This window comes from Bradyrhizobium sp. LeoA1Lang (genome assembly GCF_055413685.1).
Genome location: NZ_JBVAPG010000173.1, coordinates 1 through 15,861, shown reverse-complemented (window position 1 = coordinate 15,861; position 15,861 = coordinate 1). Strand labels below are relative to the sequence as shown.

The window sequence follows — 15,861 nt, the reverse complement described above, 5'->3', positions numbered from 1 at the left end:
TCGACGAGGATATCGGACCGGCGCGGGCCGATATCCCGTCCGGGCAGAAGAAGGGACCAACCTGATGGCCATGTCGCGTCGTGCGTTCGGGATCGGCCTCGTCGCCGCAAGCGCCGCGGCGACCGAGGACACGTTCTCGCCGCCGGAGATGATGATGTCCTTGGAGCGATCCTTGATGATGACGTAGCCATGCTGATCGAGCACGCCGAGATCGCCGGTGTGGAACCAGCCGCCGGCGAAGGCTTCACGCGTCGCCTTCTCGTTCTTCAGATAGCCCTTCATCACGATGTTGCCGCGGAACATGACTTCGCCGATGGTCTCGGCGTCGCGCGGCACGGGCTGCATCGTGCTGGGATCGAGCACGGTGACGGCCTCTTCAAGCGGGTAGGGTACGCCCTGCCGCCGCTTCATCTGCGCGCGCTGCGGGGCCGGCAATTCGTCCCAGCCTGGCTGCTCGGCGCAGACGGAGGCGGGGCCATAGACCTCGGTCAGGCCATAGACATGGGTGAGTTTGATGCCGATCCGCTCGGCGCCTTCGAGCACGGCGACCGGCGGGGCGGCGCCTGCGATCAATCCGATCACGGGCCTTGCGCGCTCATCCTTCGGCGCGTCCGGCGCATTGATCAGCACGTTGTAGACGATCGGCGCGCCGCACATGTGGGTGACGCCGTGCTTTGCGATCAGCTCGAAGATCCTGGTGGGCTCGACCTTGCGCAGGCAGACGTTGACGCCGGCCGCAGCCGCTATGGTCCAGGGGAAGCACCAGCCGTTGCAGTGGAACATCGGCAACGTCCAGAGATAGACCGGATGCTGGCCGAGATTGCCAGCCAGGATGTTGCTGACGGCGTTGAGATAGGCGCCGCGGTGATGGGTCACGACGCCTTTGGGGTTGCCCGTGGTCCCCGACGTGTAGCTCAGCGCGATCGCTTCCCATTCGTCGTCAGGCCGACGCTCGACAAAATTGGGGTCGCCCAGCGCGAGCGCCGCTTCGTATTCGATCTCGCCGATACGCTGGCCGCCATCGAACGATGCATCATCGACGTCGATCACGACGGGTTTTGGCCCTTTCATCTGCGCCAGCGCGTCGGCGATGACGCCCGAAAATTCGGGATCGACCAGGATGATCCTCGCGCCGCCATGATCGAGCTGGAATGCGATCGACGGCGCGTCGAGCCGGATGTTCAACGTATTCAAGACCGCGCCGGTCATCGGCACCGCGAAGTGCAGTTCGTTCATCGCGGGGATGTTCGGCAGCATCGCCGCAACGGTATCGCCGACCCCGATGCCGCGGCTGGCGAGATAGGACGCGAAGCGCCGGCAGCGGTCATAGGTCTCGGCCCAGGTGAAGCTGCGGCCTTCATAGACGGTACTGACATGGTCGGGATAGATGGCGGCCGAACGTGCCAGGAAGCTCAATGGCGTCAGCGGCACGTAGTTGGCCGGCGTCTTGTCCAATCCGATATTGTACTGGTTCTGGGCTGCGCTCATGGCTCGATCCCATTAAAGATTAAAGTCTCACAAGAACCCGATGGAAATCCACGGGAAGACCGCGACGATGATCAGGCCAACCATCAGCGCCAGAAGATAGCCCCAGATCGGTCTGATGCCTTGCGCCGGATCGACGCGCCCGATGGCGCAGGCGGCATAATAGCCGACGCCGAAGGGCGGTGCGAACAATCCGATGCCCATCGCCAGGATGATGATCATGGCATAGTGCACCTCGTGGACGCCGACGGCGCGCGCGATCGGGAACAACAATGGCCCGAACAGCACGATCGCCGGTATCCCCTCGAGCACGCTGCCGAGGATCACGAAGGCCAGGATCGACACCGCGATGAAGCTCGCCGAGCCGCCAGGCAGGCCGGTCATGGCCGCGGCGAGCGCCCGGGAGAAGCCGGACTGGGTGAGCCCCCAGGCCATCCCGGTCGCCGTGCCGATGATCAGGAGGATCGCCCCCGACAGGCAAGCCGTCTCGACCAGCATTGGCACGAGTCGCCGCCAGTCGAAATTGCGGTAGATCAAGAGGCCATAGATGAAGAAGCCGACGATAAAGGCGTAGACGATGCCGATCGTGGAGACTTCCGTCGCGGTGGCGATGCCCTCGATCACCGCGTAACGGATCACGAAAGGCAGCGCCAGCGCGGGCAGGGCGATGATGAGCGTCCGCCCAATCTCGGCGCCGCTCGCCCTCTTCACGTGACGCAAGTCCTCCTTGCGGTAGCGCCACCAGACCAGCGCGGACAGCGTGATCGCCAGCACCACGCCCGGCAACAGGCCGCCGGTGAACAGCGCGGCGATCGAGACGCCGGTGACCGAGCCGATGGTGATCAGCACGAGGCTCGGCGGGATGGTTTCAGTCTGGGCGCCGGTGGCGGAGAGCAGGGCGACGAGATCGCCGGGCCGGGCGCCGCGCGCCTTCATTTCCGGAAACAGCACCGGCGCGACGGCAGCCATGTCAGCCGCCTTGGAGCCGGAAATCCCTGACACCAGGTACATCGCGCCGACCAGCACGTAATGCAGGCCGCCGCGGACGTGGCCGAGCAGGCTCGCCAGGAAGGCGACCATCGCCCGCGCCATGCCGGTCATCTCGATCAGAAGCCCCAGGAAGACGAACAGCGGCACCGACAACAGAATCAGATGGCTCATGCCCTCGTCCATGCGGCCGACCAGCACCATCAGCGGCGTGCCAGTGGTCAGCGCCAGATAGCCGTAGGTCGCAAGCCCGAAGGCGAATGCGATCGGCACGCCGGCAAAGACCGAAAAACCGGTGACGCCGACAAAGAAGATGATGAGATTGAGATTGCCGAGCGGCCGCAAGGCGCCCTTGAGCAGCCAGAACACGGCGATCACCGCCGCCACGGATGCGATTGCGGCCAGCACCGTCCGCACATTGGCGGCGCGGGCAAGTCGCAGCAGTGCGAACAGCGCCATCAGGCCGATCCCGGTCGGCAGCGCCGCCGCCCGCCAGCTATTGAGGATCTGCAGCGCCGGCGTCGTGATGTAGCTTTCCTCGTAGGCGTATTCGTAGGACGGCCAGGCGATCAAGAGCAGGAACGCCAGCGCCGCGGCGGTCGCGACGAGATCGAGATAGGACCGCAGCGCCGGAGGTGCATTGGCGACAATTGCGGTCATTCGCATGTGCTCGGCGCGGCGGAACGCGACCGCAGCGCCCAGCATCGCCAGCCACAGGAACAGGATCGAGGCCAGTTCGTCCGACCAGATCAGCGGGCTGTGCAGCGCATAGCGCGCGACCACGCCGGCGAACAGGATCACGATCTCGGCCACGACCAATAGTGCCGCCGGGATCTCGACCAGCCATCCGAGCGCTTGTTCGACGGATTCCGTGAACGAACGGCGGCGAGGGGAGTGATCCGCCTCGCCGGCCATGATCTCGCTCAGTTCGGCATGAGCCATGACGGCCCCCTGCACTAGAGATTATTGTGTTGGCACGCTGTGCGGTTACGACAGCTTGCCGACGGATTTCTCCAGGAGCTCCCAGGCCTGGTCGCCATACTTGCCCTTCCATTCAGCATAGAAGCCCGCGGTGCGCAGCTTGTCGCGGAACGGCGTAATGCCCGGCTGGTTGAAGACGAGACCCTTGCCGGCCAATTCCTGCTGCAGGCTGGCGTTCAGCTTGGCGACGTCGGCGCGCTCGTTGACGGCGGCCGCATTGACGTTCTTGGCGACGATGGTGCGGACATCCTCCGGCAGCTTCTCCCAGGCGCGGCGGTTGGCCAGGAACCAGAAGCCGTCCCACATGTGGTTGGTCAGCGAGCAATACTTCTGCACTTCGTAGAGCTTGGCGGTCGAGATGATCGCCAGCGGGTTCTCCTGGCCCTCGACGATCTTGGTCTGCAGCGCCGAATAGACCTCGCTGAAATTGATCGAGGCGGGGGCGGCGTCGAACGCCTTGAACATCGAAGTCCACAATGGCGAGACCGGCACGCGGATCTTGAAGCCCTTGTAATCCTCCGGCCCGTTGATCGGCTTGGTCGAGGACGTGGTCTGGCGGAACCCGTTGTCCCAGATCTTTTCCATCACCTCGAGGCCGGCCTTCTTGATCTCGCCGCGGACATAGGCGCCCAGCCCGCCGTCCATGGCCTTCCAGACCGTGTCATAGTCTGGGAACGCGAAGCCGATGCCGTTGATGGATGCCGCCGGCACCAGCGTCGACAGGATCAGGCCGGACAGCGTGAAAAACTCGACGCCGCCGGAACGGATCTGGCTCAGCACGTCGGTATCGGAACCGAGCTGGTTGTTGGGGAAAACCTGCAGGTCGAAGCGGCCATTGGTCTCGGTCTTGATCGCCGCCGCCATCTCGCGGGCGCGGACGTTCATGGGATGGCTGTCCGGGAGATTGTTGGCGTATTTGTAGGTGAACTCGGCGGCTTGCGCGCGGGCCACCAATGGCGCGCCAAGGCCGCCCAGGACGGCCGAGGCAGCCGATGCCTTCAGTAGCGCGCGTCGTGAAAAGCTCATCTGGTTTGCTCCCTTTATGAGGCTTGTTGTTTTCCGTGCCGCGGGTCGGCAAGCGATCTCGCCGGCGCTTATTGCAGCGTCTGGAGCCCGCGGCAATATGAGCTTTCAGACAGGGCAGCGGACGGCTGGATGCTCACATGCGGACGGGCCGAAACGCTCGCTCCAGATCGCGTGACGGGAGGCTTGGCGCTGACGCAGAAAATCGGCATTTCCATCAGGAAGTTCGCCTAAATCTTTGATCTGATTGCATATAAAGATATTCCATAATATACCTTATGCGAATTTCGTATAGGCGATAGTCTCGATCCCTGTTGTGCCCGCAAAGCTGATTCGAGTCATTTAAAGCGAACTTGGATGGAAGTTGTCCGGTAACATTTTTAGTGAGGCAATGCGGGGTCAATTTTGCAGGCCGAATGACACATCGTGGTTCTTCAGGCCGAGGTCGGGTTGACGACCGGCGAAATCGTCGGTCTCGATTTGGCTGACCTGGACCTCGAGGAGCGGACAATTTCCATTGTTCGCACCCACCTTGAGCCGCGTGTGCTGAGGATATCGCCTCAAGCTCTTGCGGCTCTCTCCGCCTACGTCACCGATTTCCGCGGGCATGCCCCAGGGCCTCTGTTTCTGAGCAAGAGGGACAGCCGACTTGGCGCCCGATCGATCCAGCTGTTGTTCCGAGATATCTGCCGCAGAAGCGGTGTTCGCGAGGACGCCGGGCCGAGCTCGGTTCGTCACGCGATGGGTTTCGCCTTCGTGGACAGCGGGATCGCCCTTCCCGTTCTCGCGGAGGCGATGGGGCTCACCTCGGGTAGCGCCCTCGAGTATTTCCGTACTGGGGAGCGCAAGCCGTGACCTCATCTTGCCAAAGCAACGATACTGTTGGGGTCGCGAAGCCCCAGTACGGTGCAGAGCTCGTCCGGCGGCATGCCACGTTCGAGGCAATGACGGACGCAGGCGCGACGCAGATCGCTTGTAGTAAGCCGCTCGACGAAGCCGAGTGCGGCACACCGGCGCGCGAGTTCGGCGTTCAAGGAGCCGCTATCGAGCGCACGTCCCCGCTCGGATACGAACAGAAGTCGTCCCTGATCGAAACACATACCATCGAAATAGCGATCGAGGATTTGCTTGGCTTTGCCAGAGAGAGCGACGGTCCGAGCGAGTGTTGTTCGTCCCTGCCCTCCCTTGAAGGCCACTTTGGTCTCGGTCCAGCCTCGCTCGATTTGAGCAGCAAAGAGATTGGATATCTCGGAGACGAGGCATCCCGTTCCATAGAGCAGCGAAAGCGCAGCATCGAATCTGATCTGTCGCGGATCGTCCGATTTCGAATCGACAAGCCGCACGCAATCCGTGGCGCTTGGAAAAGCCTGCATTTGAGAAATGATCTCCGATTTGTGCTCATCCGATGCTCTAGCCGGGCTTGGAGCCAACGCCACCTCGCCTTCCCTGCGACCCGTCAGCCGCGGCGCGATGAATGCGGTCGGAACCGGAGTCCTCCGAAAACCGACTGCATTTTGGCTGAGGCCGAGGAGAGCTTTGGAACGGCTCCCGCGGCTGCCTATCCGTCCCCGTGAGCATGGAAACGCAGGACATGCCCAGATTCTCAGTTGATTCTCGAGTCGCAAGATCCTGCGCTCCCATGTCCAATCAATGCAAGTGACTTCCACCGACGCAGATGCCGAACCTATCTCACCAGTGTCCGAAGCCTTTGAACCCCGCCGTGGCGGCCATAATTGCGTCCGTCGGCGGTGAGGAGAAGGTGCAAACTATCTCCTTGAGCGAGCACGTGCTCGTTCACCGGCGACGGGATGGTGAACGCTGGCGCAATCCTGTCAACGGCCGTCGCGGGTTCAAAACATCGACGTTTTTGAGCTCGAAGATGCCGGCCCGTCGCATCCAGCTTGAATCGGGAGGGGAGCAGGCGCTCTTCATGTGGGCGGAAGTCTATGCCCCCATCATGGCCTACACAGAACAGAGCGATCTCATTGAGATCGTCGACGAGGAAGGCGCAGCGTGGTCGATTACGGACTGTTTCGCGGAGCTCAATTGCGGGACGATTGGCTGGCTTGAGGGGAAATACGCAGCGGAGCTCGTCTATGATACCAATGACCGGCCCAAGGTCGAGCTCGGTCTGGACCCTGAGCCGAACGATCTCCTCCTTGAGCTTCTCGATCTTGCCCTTCAACCGCTCAACCTTCGCCTCTGGCACCGCGTCGCCGTGCCGATCGGCGGTCTCGAGCTGCGAGAGATACCGGGCGATGCTCTCGTCGATCCGCTCCAGGCGCCGCTTCATCTTCGCCTCGGTGAAGTTCTTGTCCCGCGCATTGACCGCCTTGAACTTTGATCCGTCAATGGCGACGCTTGCTGCACTGAACAGATCAAGCTTGCGGCACAGCGCGACGAACTCGCGACAGACCTCACGAATGGCCTTGCCATTGTCCTTGCGGAAGTCCGCGATGGTCTTGAAGTCCGGCGCCAGCTGCCCGGTCAGCCAGATCATCTCGATATTGCGCTGGCATTCCCGCTCCAAGCGTCGGCTCGACGGCACGCGATTGAGGTAGCCATAGATGTAGAGCTTGAGCATCATGCCGGGATGGTAGCCGGGTCGCCCTGTGTCGAGCGGCTGGACGCCAACAAAGCCGAGCTTATCCAGATCGAGCCCGTCGACGAACACATCAACCGCACGCACCGGATTGTCCTCGGCCACGTAGTCGTCGAGCAGCGCGGGGAACAACGTGCTCTGTCCGCGATCAACCCCCTCTACGAATCCCGCCATCTCTCGTCCCCCGCCGATTCACTGGAGAATAATAGCAGAGGCGCAGTTTTCACACGGCCTGGGCCAGAAGCTGACATGGATCTTTCCGAGGGCAGCAATTCATTGTTCATATCTGCTGCATGCGCGAGCAAGTCTTCTCGAAAGGCGCGACCTCCAAGTCGCATCGTTTGCCACTTGATGGTGCGTCGAGGAAAGATCCCGGCGCCAATTCCCGTTACTCACTTGCCGCCAGTGACATCGAGGAACGTGCCGGTGATGAACGAGGCCTCGGCGCCGGCTAACCACAGGATCGCGCGCGCCACCTCTTCAGGCTGCCCGCCTCGTCCCATCGGGATCGAGTCCTTGACGCGATCTACCCGCCCCGGCTCTCCGCCGCTCGCATGCATTTCGGTGTAGATGTGTCCGGGGCGAATGCAGTTGACGCGAATTCCGTCGCGCGCGACCTCCTTGGCGAAACCGGTCGTGAATGTCTCCAGCGCGCCCTTCGACGCGGCGTAGTCGACATATTCACCCGGACTGCCGAGCCGGGCCGACGCCGATGAGACGTTGATCACGGAGCCGCCCCGCCCGTTGTGACGATAGGACATCCGCTTCGCGGCCTGCTGTGCGCAGAGATGGGGCCGATCGCGTTGACGGCGAAGATCCGCTGCATCCGCTCGAAACCGAGATCCTCCAGCCGGGACTGCCGCGCAAGGACCGCAGCGTTGTTCACCAGCACATCGATCCGGCCGAACTCCCGGTCGATCGCCGCGAAGAGCTGTGCCACCTGCTCCGGATCCGCGCTATCCGCGCGCACCGGCAACGCCCGGCGCCCCGCGGCTTCCACATCAGCCGCCACTGCAAGGGCGGCAGCTTCGTTGGAGACGAAGCTGATCGCGACATCGTAGCCCTGTGCGGCAGCAAGCCGCGCGGTCGCCGCGCCGACGCCACGACTTCCACCTGTTATCAGAATGAGCGGCGCCTGCGCGATCGTATCCATTGAGCGAACCTCCATGTGGTGATGGGATGATGATCCAGGACGGTGACCGGTCGAATACGGACGGCGCGGCGGCTTTGGCTGACCTGCCACTGCGTATTTCCTCCAGATGGAGTTAGAGTCCGGCCCGCAGAAGGACGGACAGATGAAGCGAGCAAGGTTTTCGGAAGAGCAGATTATCGCAGTGTTGAAGGAGCATGAGGCTGGGGCGAAGACGGCTGACCTTGCTCGCAAGCATGGGATTTCCGAGGCGACGATCTACAATTGGAAGGCCAAATTTGGCGGTATGGATGTCTCCGAGGCCAAGCGGCTGAGGGGCTTGGAAGAGGAGAACGCGAAGCTAAAGAAGCTTCTGGCCGAGCAGATGCTCGATGCGGCCGCCCTTCGCGAGCTTCTTTCAAAAAAATGGTAGGGCCCGCCGCCAAGCGCGCTGCGGTCGCGCATCTGCAGGCCGTCATGAGCCTGTCGGAACGGCGGGCCTGCTCGATCGTGAGCGCGGATCGGAAGATGATCCGCTATCGGTCCAGCCGCCCTCCAGAGGCAGAGCTGCGATGCCGGCTGCGAGATCTCGCCAACGAGCGGCGGCGTTTCGGCTACCGCCGGCTGTTCGTCCTGCTGCGGCGGGAGGGCGAGCCGTCGGGGATCAACCGGATCTACCGGCTTTATCGCGAGGAGGGACTCGCCGTCCGCAAGCGACAGGCTCGGCGCAAGGCTGTGGGGACCCGGGCCCCGATCCTGGTGGAGGCCAGGCCCAACGCGCGCTGGTCGCTGGACTTTGTCCACGACCAGTTCGCCAATGGCCGGCGCTTCCGCATCCTCAACATTGTCGACGACGTCACCAAAGAATGCCTGGGCGCCATTCCGGAGACGTCGATCTCGGGGCGGCGGGTGGCCCGCGAACTCACGACAATCGTCGAACGACGTGGCAAGCCAGGAATGATCGTGTCCGACCATGGCACCGAATTCACCTGCAATGCCATGCTCGCCTGGAGCAAGGATGCCGTCATCGACTGGCACTTCATCGCGCCCGGCAAGCCGATGCAGAACGGCTTCATCGAGAGTTTCAATGGCCGAATGCGCGATGAGCTGCTCAACGAGACCCTGTTCTTCGATCTCGACGACGCCCGCGCCAAGATCGCCAACTGGATCGCTGACTACAATCTCCGGCGACCTCACTCATCGTTGAAATACCTAACCCCCGCGGCCTATGCCGCCAACCTCACCGCAACGGACGATCGGCTACGCAACCCCGACCAGCTCCGCCGATCATCCGTTGCTCCACCCGCGCCACTTGGCGTACAAAACTCCGAGACTCTAACCGCCGCTGGATGAAAACGCCGTGGCAGGTCAATCTTCACGGATGTTCAAAGGTAGACCCCGATGGAACTAAATTAGACTCAAATGGAGCTCGAAAACGCCCGTTGAAAAATCAAGTTTTTCGAGAGTGTAGACTAATGTCCAAACCAGAACCGACATGCCCGCTGCTCTACGCCGTGCACGGTGGAAATTGGCCGGACGTCAGTTTAGTACCGTCGTCCAGTGCGCGGCACAATTTTTTCGATCACGTCCTTCCGGAGGACCGCGAGACCGCCATGCCGGCTACGGCGGAAAGGGCAACATCGCGCCGATAAACCCGGTTGATGTTTTCGAAACAAGCGGGATGCGCTTCAGCGTCAAACGGCGGACTACCAGCTCTGATTCCACAGTGGACGGCCGTCTTCCTCAAATCTATTGCACGATCGGGGTCAGCGCGACACACCTCACGCCTCGATGCCCGTCGCGAGCGTCGGTTGCTGCGCTACCCGCCCTGACGCAAGGCCGGTCATCCTTGCCAGCCCCAGCAGAGCGGGGTGCCGATGGGTGATGAGGAAGGTGGGGATTTCCCGCAGGTACGGCTCGAACCTCCCCTTGCGTTCGAAGCTGCTGCGAAAGCCGGAGGTCGCGAAGAGATCGGCGAACCTTGGGACGATGCCGCCGCCCAAGTAGACGCCGCCCGTCGCGCCCAGCGTTAGTGCGAGGTTGCCAGCGAACGTGCCGAGCATCGAGCAGAACGCCTCCATCGTCCTGATGCCGAACTTGTCTCCGCACTCCGCCAGCGCAGTCACCTCACGCGGCTCGCGTGCGGGGCTAGATGCGTTGGCAAGGGCGTGGACCGCCCGGCAAAGGTTCACCAGGCCAGGGCCGGAGAGGACGCGCTCGGCAGAAACGTGGCCGCCCCAACGCCCCCCGTCGCCGCGCCGCCCGTCGTCGCGCAGGAATTCGAGCACCTCCGCCTCAAAACCGTTGGTCGAGTTCATCGTCGCGTGCCCGCCCTCACCAGGAACCACGACGGCACCCGCCGCGGTTGGAATCAGGCTTGCAACCCCAAGCCCGGTCCCGGCGCCGACAACGACGATCGGCCCGCTCTTCGCCACCCCGCCTCCGACAGAGCGGCGATCGCCCTCCGTCAGGTAGGGGACTCCGAGCGCGACGCCGACGAAGTCGTTGACCACGACCAAGCGCGACAGGCCCAGCGCGTTCTTCGTCTCGGCGACAGAGAACGACCAGCCCCCGTTGGTCAGCCTCACGCGGTCGCCGTCGACCAAACCGGCTGCGGCGAAGGCCGCATCCAGCGGAAGGCCTGACGATGCTTCGCGCATGCAGTACTGGAATACTGCGCGTGCCTGCGCTTCGCTGGATGCCTCCGCCTCGATCACCTTTGCGAGATCGAGCTCGCCGTCGACGGAAAGCGCTGCCCTAGCATTGGTCCCGCCCAGATCGCCGACGAGACGGGGCGGCCGTGCCCCGCCCGTCATGTGCCTGCTTCCCCGCTGTTCCCCTCCGCGCTCCACGCTGCGGCCCGGGAAGGAAGCGCGGACCGAGTCTGCAGCGTTCCCGCTGCGGCCGCTGCGATCATGCGCTTGTTCCTTATCGCGATCGCAGCGGTCGAGGCCAGCGCCTCCGCCAGGTCGCGCTCCTCGTCGCTTAAGGAATGCGCCCTGCGGTAATTCAGGAAGATGGCACCTACCGTCTCGGCGCTGGTGCGCAGGATGATTCCCGCGACCGACATTATGCCTTCCCGTGCGACGAAGTTCGGCACCCCTTTGGCGCCAGCTGCGACGCTTGCGCGCGCCTTGTAGTCGTACTGGCTCTTGCCGGACACGTTGACTAGGTCGAACGGGGCGCTGCCCTCCCCGACCGTTTTCGGCTTTGCCCGTTCCCTGTCCTTGAAGCGGCCGGCGAGCCCGGTGCCCAAGAAGGCACCCTGGTCGCATTCGAACACGGTGACCAGGTCCGCGGCGAACATGTTCATCGCATAACCCGCGATCTCATCCAGGATCTTTTGCTGATCTGGGTACTGCGCCAATGCGCTCGCGACGTGATGCAGGTTCCTCAGCCCGCGGGCGAACATGCGGGCCTTGCCGATCGCGGTCGCGAGGCTGATCGCCTACTCGGCCCGTGTTGCGAGCGATCTCAGGTATTCCTCGTCGTACCCCGAGAACGTCATCTCCTCGGTGAACACGAGGTGCAGGATGCCCCTGGCGATCGGCGGGGCTTCCCTGTTGGGGTCCGACACCTTGATCGGCACCAGCGCTTCGGCGTGCAGGCCTGCCGCGCGTGCGTCCGGGAACGCCGTATTGTAGTCGTCCGCGCCGGCGCCCTCCCGATCGGACGGCAGCAGCGTCAGTTCGGACTGCTGGAGGCGCCAGTCCTCGGTGCCGGGTTTGCGGGAGGCGCGGGCGGCGAACCCGGAGCTGCCGAGCGCGCGCTGGTCGCCGAAGCGACGCTCGTACTCGAAGCGGTTGCGCTTTGTGTTGAACGCGAAGCCCAGGTACGCAGCTGCGGGTTTTAGCACCGTCTCCGCCGCGTCGACCACCGCCTGGAAGACGTGCTCGAGCGATCTGTCCCACAATTTGGGCGCGTGCAGGTGCGCGAGCTCGGCCAGCTTCATCACCTGCTCGTAGGAGATGTCGTGCTCGCGGGAGGTGAAGCCGGCCTCGACGGTCCCAATGATCTCGTACTCTCCCAGCATCCCCGCACTGTCTTCCGCTTTCCATGCGCGCCGGTAGTCGGGCCCCCGCTCCTCGTTCGCGATCTCCCGCCAGTTCCAGCCAAGTGGCTTCTCCGGGTCGCCGGCGAGCACGATTGGCACGAATGCACGTACGTGGTTCTTGTGGCGGAACTTCTCGAAGATGAACTGGTCGAACCTCAGGTCGTACCCGGCAATAACCTCGATCCTCGGCGGCCCCGCCGCGACGTGTGCCTGGATGTCGAACAGAGACGGGTCGTAGCCCTCGATGTCGAGCGGATGGCTGGCGATGCCGAACCAGTCGCCCTCTTGGCCCTTGCCATGTATCGTGCCGATCGTGCGCTCGCCCTTGTCGACCAGCTGCACTGCGGCGTAGCTGAAGCCCAGCCCATTGAGTACGGCGTCGCAGAGCTCCCGCGCGGCGTCCTCGACGCGAAGAAGCTGCCGGCTGGCGCTGGAGATCGCCTCCCTCCTCGTCAGGGCGATTTCGCGATCCTTTAGCTCGCTGAGCCGCGCCTCCTTGGACCTGATGTCGATGGACCGCTGGATGAACTGCCTGACCTCATCCCTGACCTGGACCGGGTCCCCGGGTTTCAGTGCCAGCAGCCTTTTGCCGTCCTCCAGCTCGTAGCCCGATGGCAGCAGCCGCTCGTCATCGGGCTTCGCCTTCCACTCGCTCATGCGCTTCTCGACCGCGCTGCGTGATGCGGCCAAACCGCGGGCCTCGTTGATCCAGTCACTCAGTCTTTGCCACGCGCGGATTAGCCCGTCGTGGGCGAGGTCCACGATCTGGCGCCCGGTCGCGTCCGCGCCGATGACGACCAGCCTGGCGTCCCTATCCGCCCCCATGCCGGACAGCCGCTCGGCCATCGCCCACAGATCCGGCGCCAGGTCGTCCCGACAGAGGGAGCGCTTGGCCCACGCCTCGGCAGCGAGTCCCTCGAAGCTGACCAGCGAGCAAAGCAACCGGCGCGCGGTTTCCTGCCCTGCCGTGTCCATCCGGTCGATGATGCTGTTGGCATACAGGGTCATAGCGTTCTTGAGCGCACCACCCAGCGCGCTGTGCGCGTTCGCCGTTATTCTGCGGTGATCGAGCTTCTGCCAGATCCGGTGCAGCGCGAACGCGAGCAATGGCACCGGATTAGTTTCCTGCGCGGCCTCGAGCAGGAGTCTGACCGCTAGTTGCTGGTCCAACTCCACGCCCAGCCGTTCGGCGGGGGTCTTTATGACTTCCATAAGCTTGTCTCCGGAGATCGCCCGGAGCAGGAAGAAGTCGCGGGGGACCAGGGTCTCGGCGAGCACCCTGTCCTCGAGCACGTGCCCGACGGACTCGGCCCTCAGCGTGCCGAGGAAGCATGCCCGGTCGTTCTCGGCATCCCGCTTCACCGCCCTGACGATCTCGAAAAAACTCTTCCGCATCTCGCCGTCGGTGCAGAGTGTGAACGCTTCCTCCATCTGGTCGGCGAGAAGTAGCAGGCGGGCGTCGCTGTCTCCCCGCAGCTCGTCGGCGATCCTCAGTATCTCCGCAGGATCGCGCAGCCGGCTGGCATAGGCTTGAATCTTCTGCGTGTCGGAGCGCGCTCCGGCGAGCTCGGCGAGCGCCTCTGCGAGCTTCTCGACTGGGCGTGGGCCAGGGCGGAATCTGGCGACGAGCCAGGCCGGCGGCTGGCCCTTCTTGTTGATCGTGGGCAGGAGCCCGGCGAGCACCAGCGACGACTTGCCGCTCCCAGTCGGCCCCACGACGATTGTCGCCATCGGCCCGATGCGGTTCTTGAGTTGGTCGATCTCCTCGCTGCGACCGAAGAAGTACGCCGCGTCCTCCGGCTCGAACCCTGCCAGCCCCTTGTAAGGGTTCAGGGCCAGCTTCCAGGCGGTGTCGAGCCGCTCGGCGGGCAACAGCCAAGCGATGCCTTTGTCCTGTTCGCGCGCGTATACCATCCCGACCACCCCGTCGCGCTCCGTCACCGCCGGCGCCCCGCTGAACCCCGGCCGGATTTCCACGCCTCCTTGGCCCTGAATCTGTATCCGCTCGCGCCCTAACTGGCCGTCCACCATACCCATTGCGATCTGGGGCGGGCCAGACCCCGGGAAGCCGGCGGCCGACAGCCTGCCGCCTATGGGCATCTTCATGGCGAGCGTCGCCGTCAGCGCATTCTCTGGCCGATCGCGCGCCAGCCGCAGCACGGCAATGTCCGAGAGGCTTTCGCCCGCGCTCCCGAACTTGGCCGCGGCGTGCCACCCGACCACCTTGGCGGGTTCCGGTCCATTTGGCTCCGCCCAAGGGAACTCTACCTCGACCCGGCCGCGTGGGAACTCGTCGAGCGCCTCTTTTTTTCGGCCGAGAGCGGCGTCCACCACATGGGCGCAGGTCAACACATGCCGCGCGTCGACGAGCATTCCGGTCCCGAAACTGGTCCCGCCGCGGACCACGCGGACGCAATACTCGAACGACACGGCTACTTCTTCCAGCCGATGGTGACCTTGCACGCACCCTCGCCGCTCGACTTTGCCAGGACGACTCCGACCGCGGCGGAGAACTTCAAGGCCAGTTCGACCCCAACCTCGTTGGGCGCGAGCTCCTTGAGCTGGTCAAGGACGGCCTGCGCCACTGGGCGCAGGTTAGCCACCGCCTTCTCCAGGCTGGTGCAGGCGAGAGGTATGTCGGCGGGGTCCGTCGACGCCACCAGTTCCACGCCACGGCCGCCATCCACCTCCGCAATGATGAAGCCGCCCCCCTCGACGGGCACTCTAACGACGTCCGTCATTTGCGATTCTCCCTATTCTCGGGGAACACACACTAGCCGGATCGCGGTCTGCATAGCTTCTGGAGTTGCCACCAAATAGGGCGCCTATATCGATCGGGTAGTGTTATCTCGAATCTGCAACCCCTCAAGGAGTATGTACGCGATGGCTTACAACAGGTTCATCGGTCCCGCATGTCGCAGGCCTATCTTTTCGCGTCTATGTCATCAGCCTCCGGAGGCACAGCGATCCGCTTTCTGGACCGGCCTTGCCTGCGCGCACCCCCTCGGCCACGGTCCGTCGCGCACTTCGGCCTTCGGCCGCCCGTTTTGCCGCGCGAGTTCGTGGCTCGTTCGACTCTCCGGTTGCTGCTTCCGTCGTATAGCGGTCGCAAATCGTCCGGCAGTTCTCCTCGAAGACGGAGTCCATCCTTTGATCACTGTCTGGAGCGCTACGCCTTTCAACACCACTCAAGGTCTTCCGGAAGAACAGCAACGGCGACGACGTGGAGGTCGCCCAGACGGTCCCGCCGGCCGATTCCCCCCTTTCTCGAATACGGGTATCGACGAGTCCGCCGCTGGGCTGACGAACGAGGTCCGCTGCGAGTTCGGCATCGGTGACAGCATACCCGGCCACACCAACTTCGGCGTCGTCGGCGTCTGGTGGCAGCTGCCGGACGGGACGACTGAGGGCAACACCCCGAGCACGCCCTACTTCACGGTTCCGACGGACAAGGCGCTTCACTACAAGCTGCGCCTAGCATTACAGTTGTCTTTTTGTTTTGAAGTGCGCGCGCTGGGCGGCGGCCTGGTGAGCTCTACGCCAAAGTGACCATGCGATGATGTGTGCGGGTTGGATTCGCTTTCGAGCGAGTCTGATGGC

11 protein-coding genes and 2 pseudogenes are annotated in these 15,861 nt (G+C 63.6%); 3 read left to right on the top strand and 10 right to left on the bottom strand.

The genetic code is table 11. From position 1 onward, the window contains the following. The 3 genes from ACZYOF_RS36130 to ACZYOF_RS36120 all read right to left on the bottom strand — a co-directional run. A partial coding sequence (locus ACZYOF_RS36130) for an acyl-CoA synthetase (RefSeq protein ID WP_463718742.1) occupies nucleotides 1-1,488 on the bottom strand: 1,488 nt, incomplete at its 3' end. A gap of 27 nt (nucleotides 1,489-1,515) precedes the next feature. Beyond that, nucleotides 1,516-3,414 carry a TRAP transporter large permease gene (locus ACZYOF_RS36125; protein ID WP_463718741.1) on the bottom strand — a complete coding sequence of 633 codons (1,899 nt, stop codon included), beginning with the start codon at nucleotides 3,412-3,414 and terminating at the stop codon, nucleotides 1,516-1,518. A 45-nt stretch (nucleotides 3,415-3,459) separates the two neighbouring features. Further along, nucleotides 3,460-4,479 carry a TRAP transporter substrate-binding protein gene (locus ACZYOF_RS36120; protein WP_130580285.1) on the bottom strand — a complete coding sequence of 340 codons (1,020 nt, stop codon included), beginning with the start codon at nucleotides 4,477-4,479 and terminating at the stop codon, nucleotides 3,460-3,462. Between the two features lie 423 nt (nucleotides 4,480-4,902). On the opposite strand from ACZYOF_RS36120, the gene ACZYOF_RS36115 reads away from it, so the two are divergent. Then, nucleotides 4,903-5,331 carry a tyrosine-type recombinase/integrase gene (locus tag ACZYOF_RS36115; protein ID WP_463718740.1) on the top strand — a complete coding sequence of 143 codons (429 nt, stop codon included), beginning with the start codon at nucleotides 4,903-4,905 and terminating at the stop codon, nucleotides 5,329-5,331. 2 nt (nucleotides 5,332-5,333) lie between these two features. On the opposite strand, the gene ACZYOF_RS36110 is transcribed toward ACZYOF_RS36115, so the two are convergent. The 3 genes and pseudogenes from ACZYOF_RS36110 to ACZYOF_RS36100 all read right to left on the bottom strand — a co-directional run bounded on the left by ACZYOF_RS36110 (nucleotide 5,334) and on the right by ACZYOF_RS36100 (nucleotide 8,231). Further along, the gene (locus tag ACZYOF_RS36110; RefSeq protein ID WP_463718739.1) at nucleotides 5,334-5,849 is read right to left on the bottom strand and encodes a tyrosine-type recombinase/integrase; all 516 of its coding nucleotides are present in this window, start codon (nucleotides 5,847-5,849) and stop codon (nucleotides 5,334-5,336) included. 737 nt (nucleotides 5,850-6,586) lie between these two features. After that, nucleotides 6,587-7,252 (bottom strand): annotated as a pseudogene (locus ACZYOF_RS36105) (transposase); the annotation flags it as partial. Between the two features lie 218 nt (nucleotides 7,253-7,470). Then, a pseudogene (locus ACZYOF_RS36100) lies at nucleotides 7,471-8,231 on the bottom strand (SDR family oxidoreductase). 142 nt (nucleotides 8,232-8,373) lie between these two features. On the opposite strand from ACZYOF_RS36100, the gene ACZYOF_RS36095 reads away from it, so the two are divergent. Further along, nucleotides 8,374-9,560 (top strand): IS3 family transposase gene (locus ACZYOF_RS36095; RefSeq protein ID WP_463718738.1). Its coding sequence is split into 2 segments (ribosomal slippage): nucleotides 8,374-8,626 and nucleotides 8,626-9,560, totalling 1,188 coding nucleotides; the frame shifts between segments, so codons are not numbered across the junction. Between the two features lie 428 nt (nucleotides 9,561-9,988). Here ACZYOF_RS36095 and glk read toward each other — a convergent pair. Genes glk through ACZYOF_RS36075 form a run of 4 tightly spaced genes read right to left on the bottom strand, consistent with a single transcriptional unit; the run spans nucleotide 9,989 to nucleotide 15,002 of the window. Beyond that, nucleotides 9,989-11,023, bottom strand: a complete 1,035-nt coding sequence (glk, locus tag ACZYOF_RS36090; RefSeq protein WP_463718737.1) for a glucokinase — start codon at nucleotides 11,021-11,023, stop codon at nucleotides 9,989-9,991. Then, the gene (locus tag ACZYOF_RS36085; RefSeq protein ID WP_463718736.1) at nucleotides 11,020-11,619 is read right to left on the bottom strand and encodes a GAF domain-containing protein; all 600 of its coding nucleotides are present in this window, start codon (nucleotides 11,617-11,619) and stop codon (nucleotides 11,020-11,022) included. The genes glk and ACZYOF_RS36085 overlap by 4 nt, the downstream gene beginning before the upstream one ends. A gap of 36 nt (nucleotides 11,620-11,655) precedes the next feature. Beyond that, a complete protein-coding gene (locus ACZYOF_RS36080; RefSeq protein ID WP_463718735.1) occupies nucleotides 11,656-14,691 on the bottom strand; it encodes a serine protease in 3,036 nt (1,011 codons plus the stop codon). Between the two features lie 2 nt (nucleotides 14,692-14,693). Next, the gene (locus tag ACZYOF_RS36075) at nucleotides 14,694-15,002 is read right to left on the bottom strand and encodes a CU044_2847 family protein (protein WP_463718734.1); all 309 of its coding nucleotides are present in this window, start codon (nucleotides 15,000-15,002) and stop codon (nucleotides 14,694-14,696) included. 409 nt (nucleotides 15,003-15,411) lie between these two features. Between ACZYOF_RS36075 and ACZYOF_RS36070 the strand changes: the two genes are divergently transcribed. Then, the gene (locus ACZYOF_RS36070; protein ID WP_463718733.1) at nucleotides 15,412-15,810 is read left to right on the top strand and encodes a hypothetical protein; all 399 of its coding nucleotides are present in this window, start codon (nucleotides 15,412-15,414) and stop codon (nucleotides 15,808-15,810) included. Nucleotides 15,811-15,861: the final 51 nt, after the last annotated feature.

What these genes read in the sequence shown, in the direction of transcription:
- ACZYOF_RS36125 (WP_463718741.1), bottom strand. Translation starts at nt 3,414, where the DNA reads ATGGCTCATGCCGAACTGAGCGAGATCATGGCCGGCGAGGCGGATCAC.
- ACZYOF_RS36120 (WP_130580285.1), bottom strand. Translation starts at nt 4,479, where the DNA reads ATGAGCTTTTCACGACGCGCGCTACTGAAGGCATCGGCTGCCTCGGCC.
- ACZYOF_RS36085 (WP_463718736.1), bottom strand. Translation starts at nt 11,619, where the DNA reads ATGTTCGCCCGCGGGCTGAGGAACCTGCATCACGTCGCGAGCGCATTG.
- glk (WP_463718737.1), bottom strand. Translation starts at nt 11,023, where the DNA reads ATGACGGGCGGGGCACGGCCGCCCCGTCTCGTCGGCGATCTGGGCGGG.
- ACZYOF_RS36110 (WP_463718739.1), bottom strand. Translation starts at nt 5,849, where the DNA reads ATGCAGGCTTTTCCAAGCGCCACGGATTGCGTGCGGCTTGTCGATTCG.
- ACZYOF_RS36075 (WP_463718734.1), bottom strand. Translation starts at nt 15,002, where the DNA reads ATGACGGACGTCGTTAGAGTGCCCGTCGAGGGGGGCGGCTTCATCATT.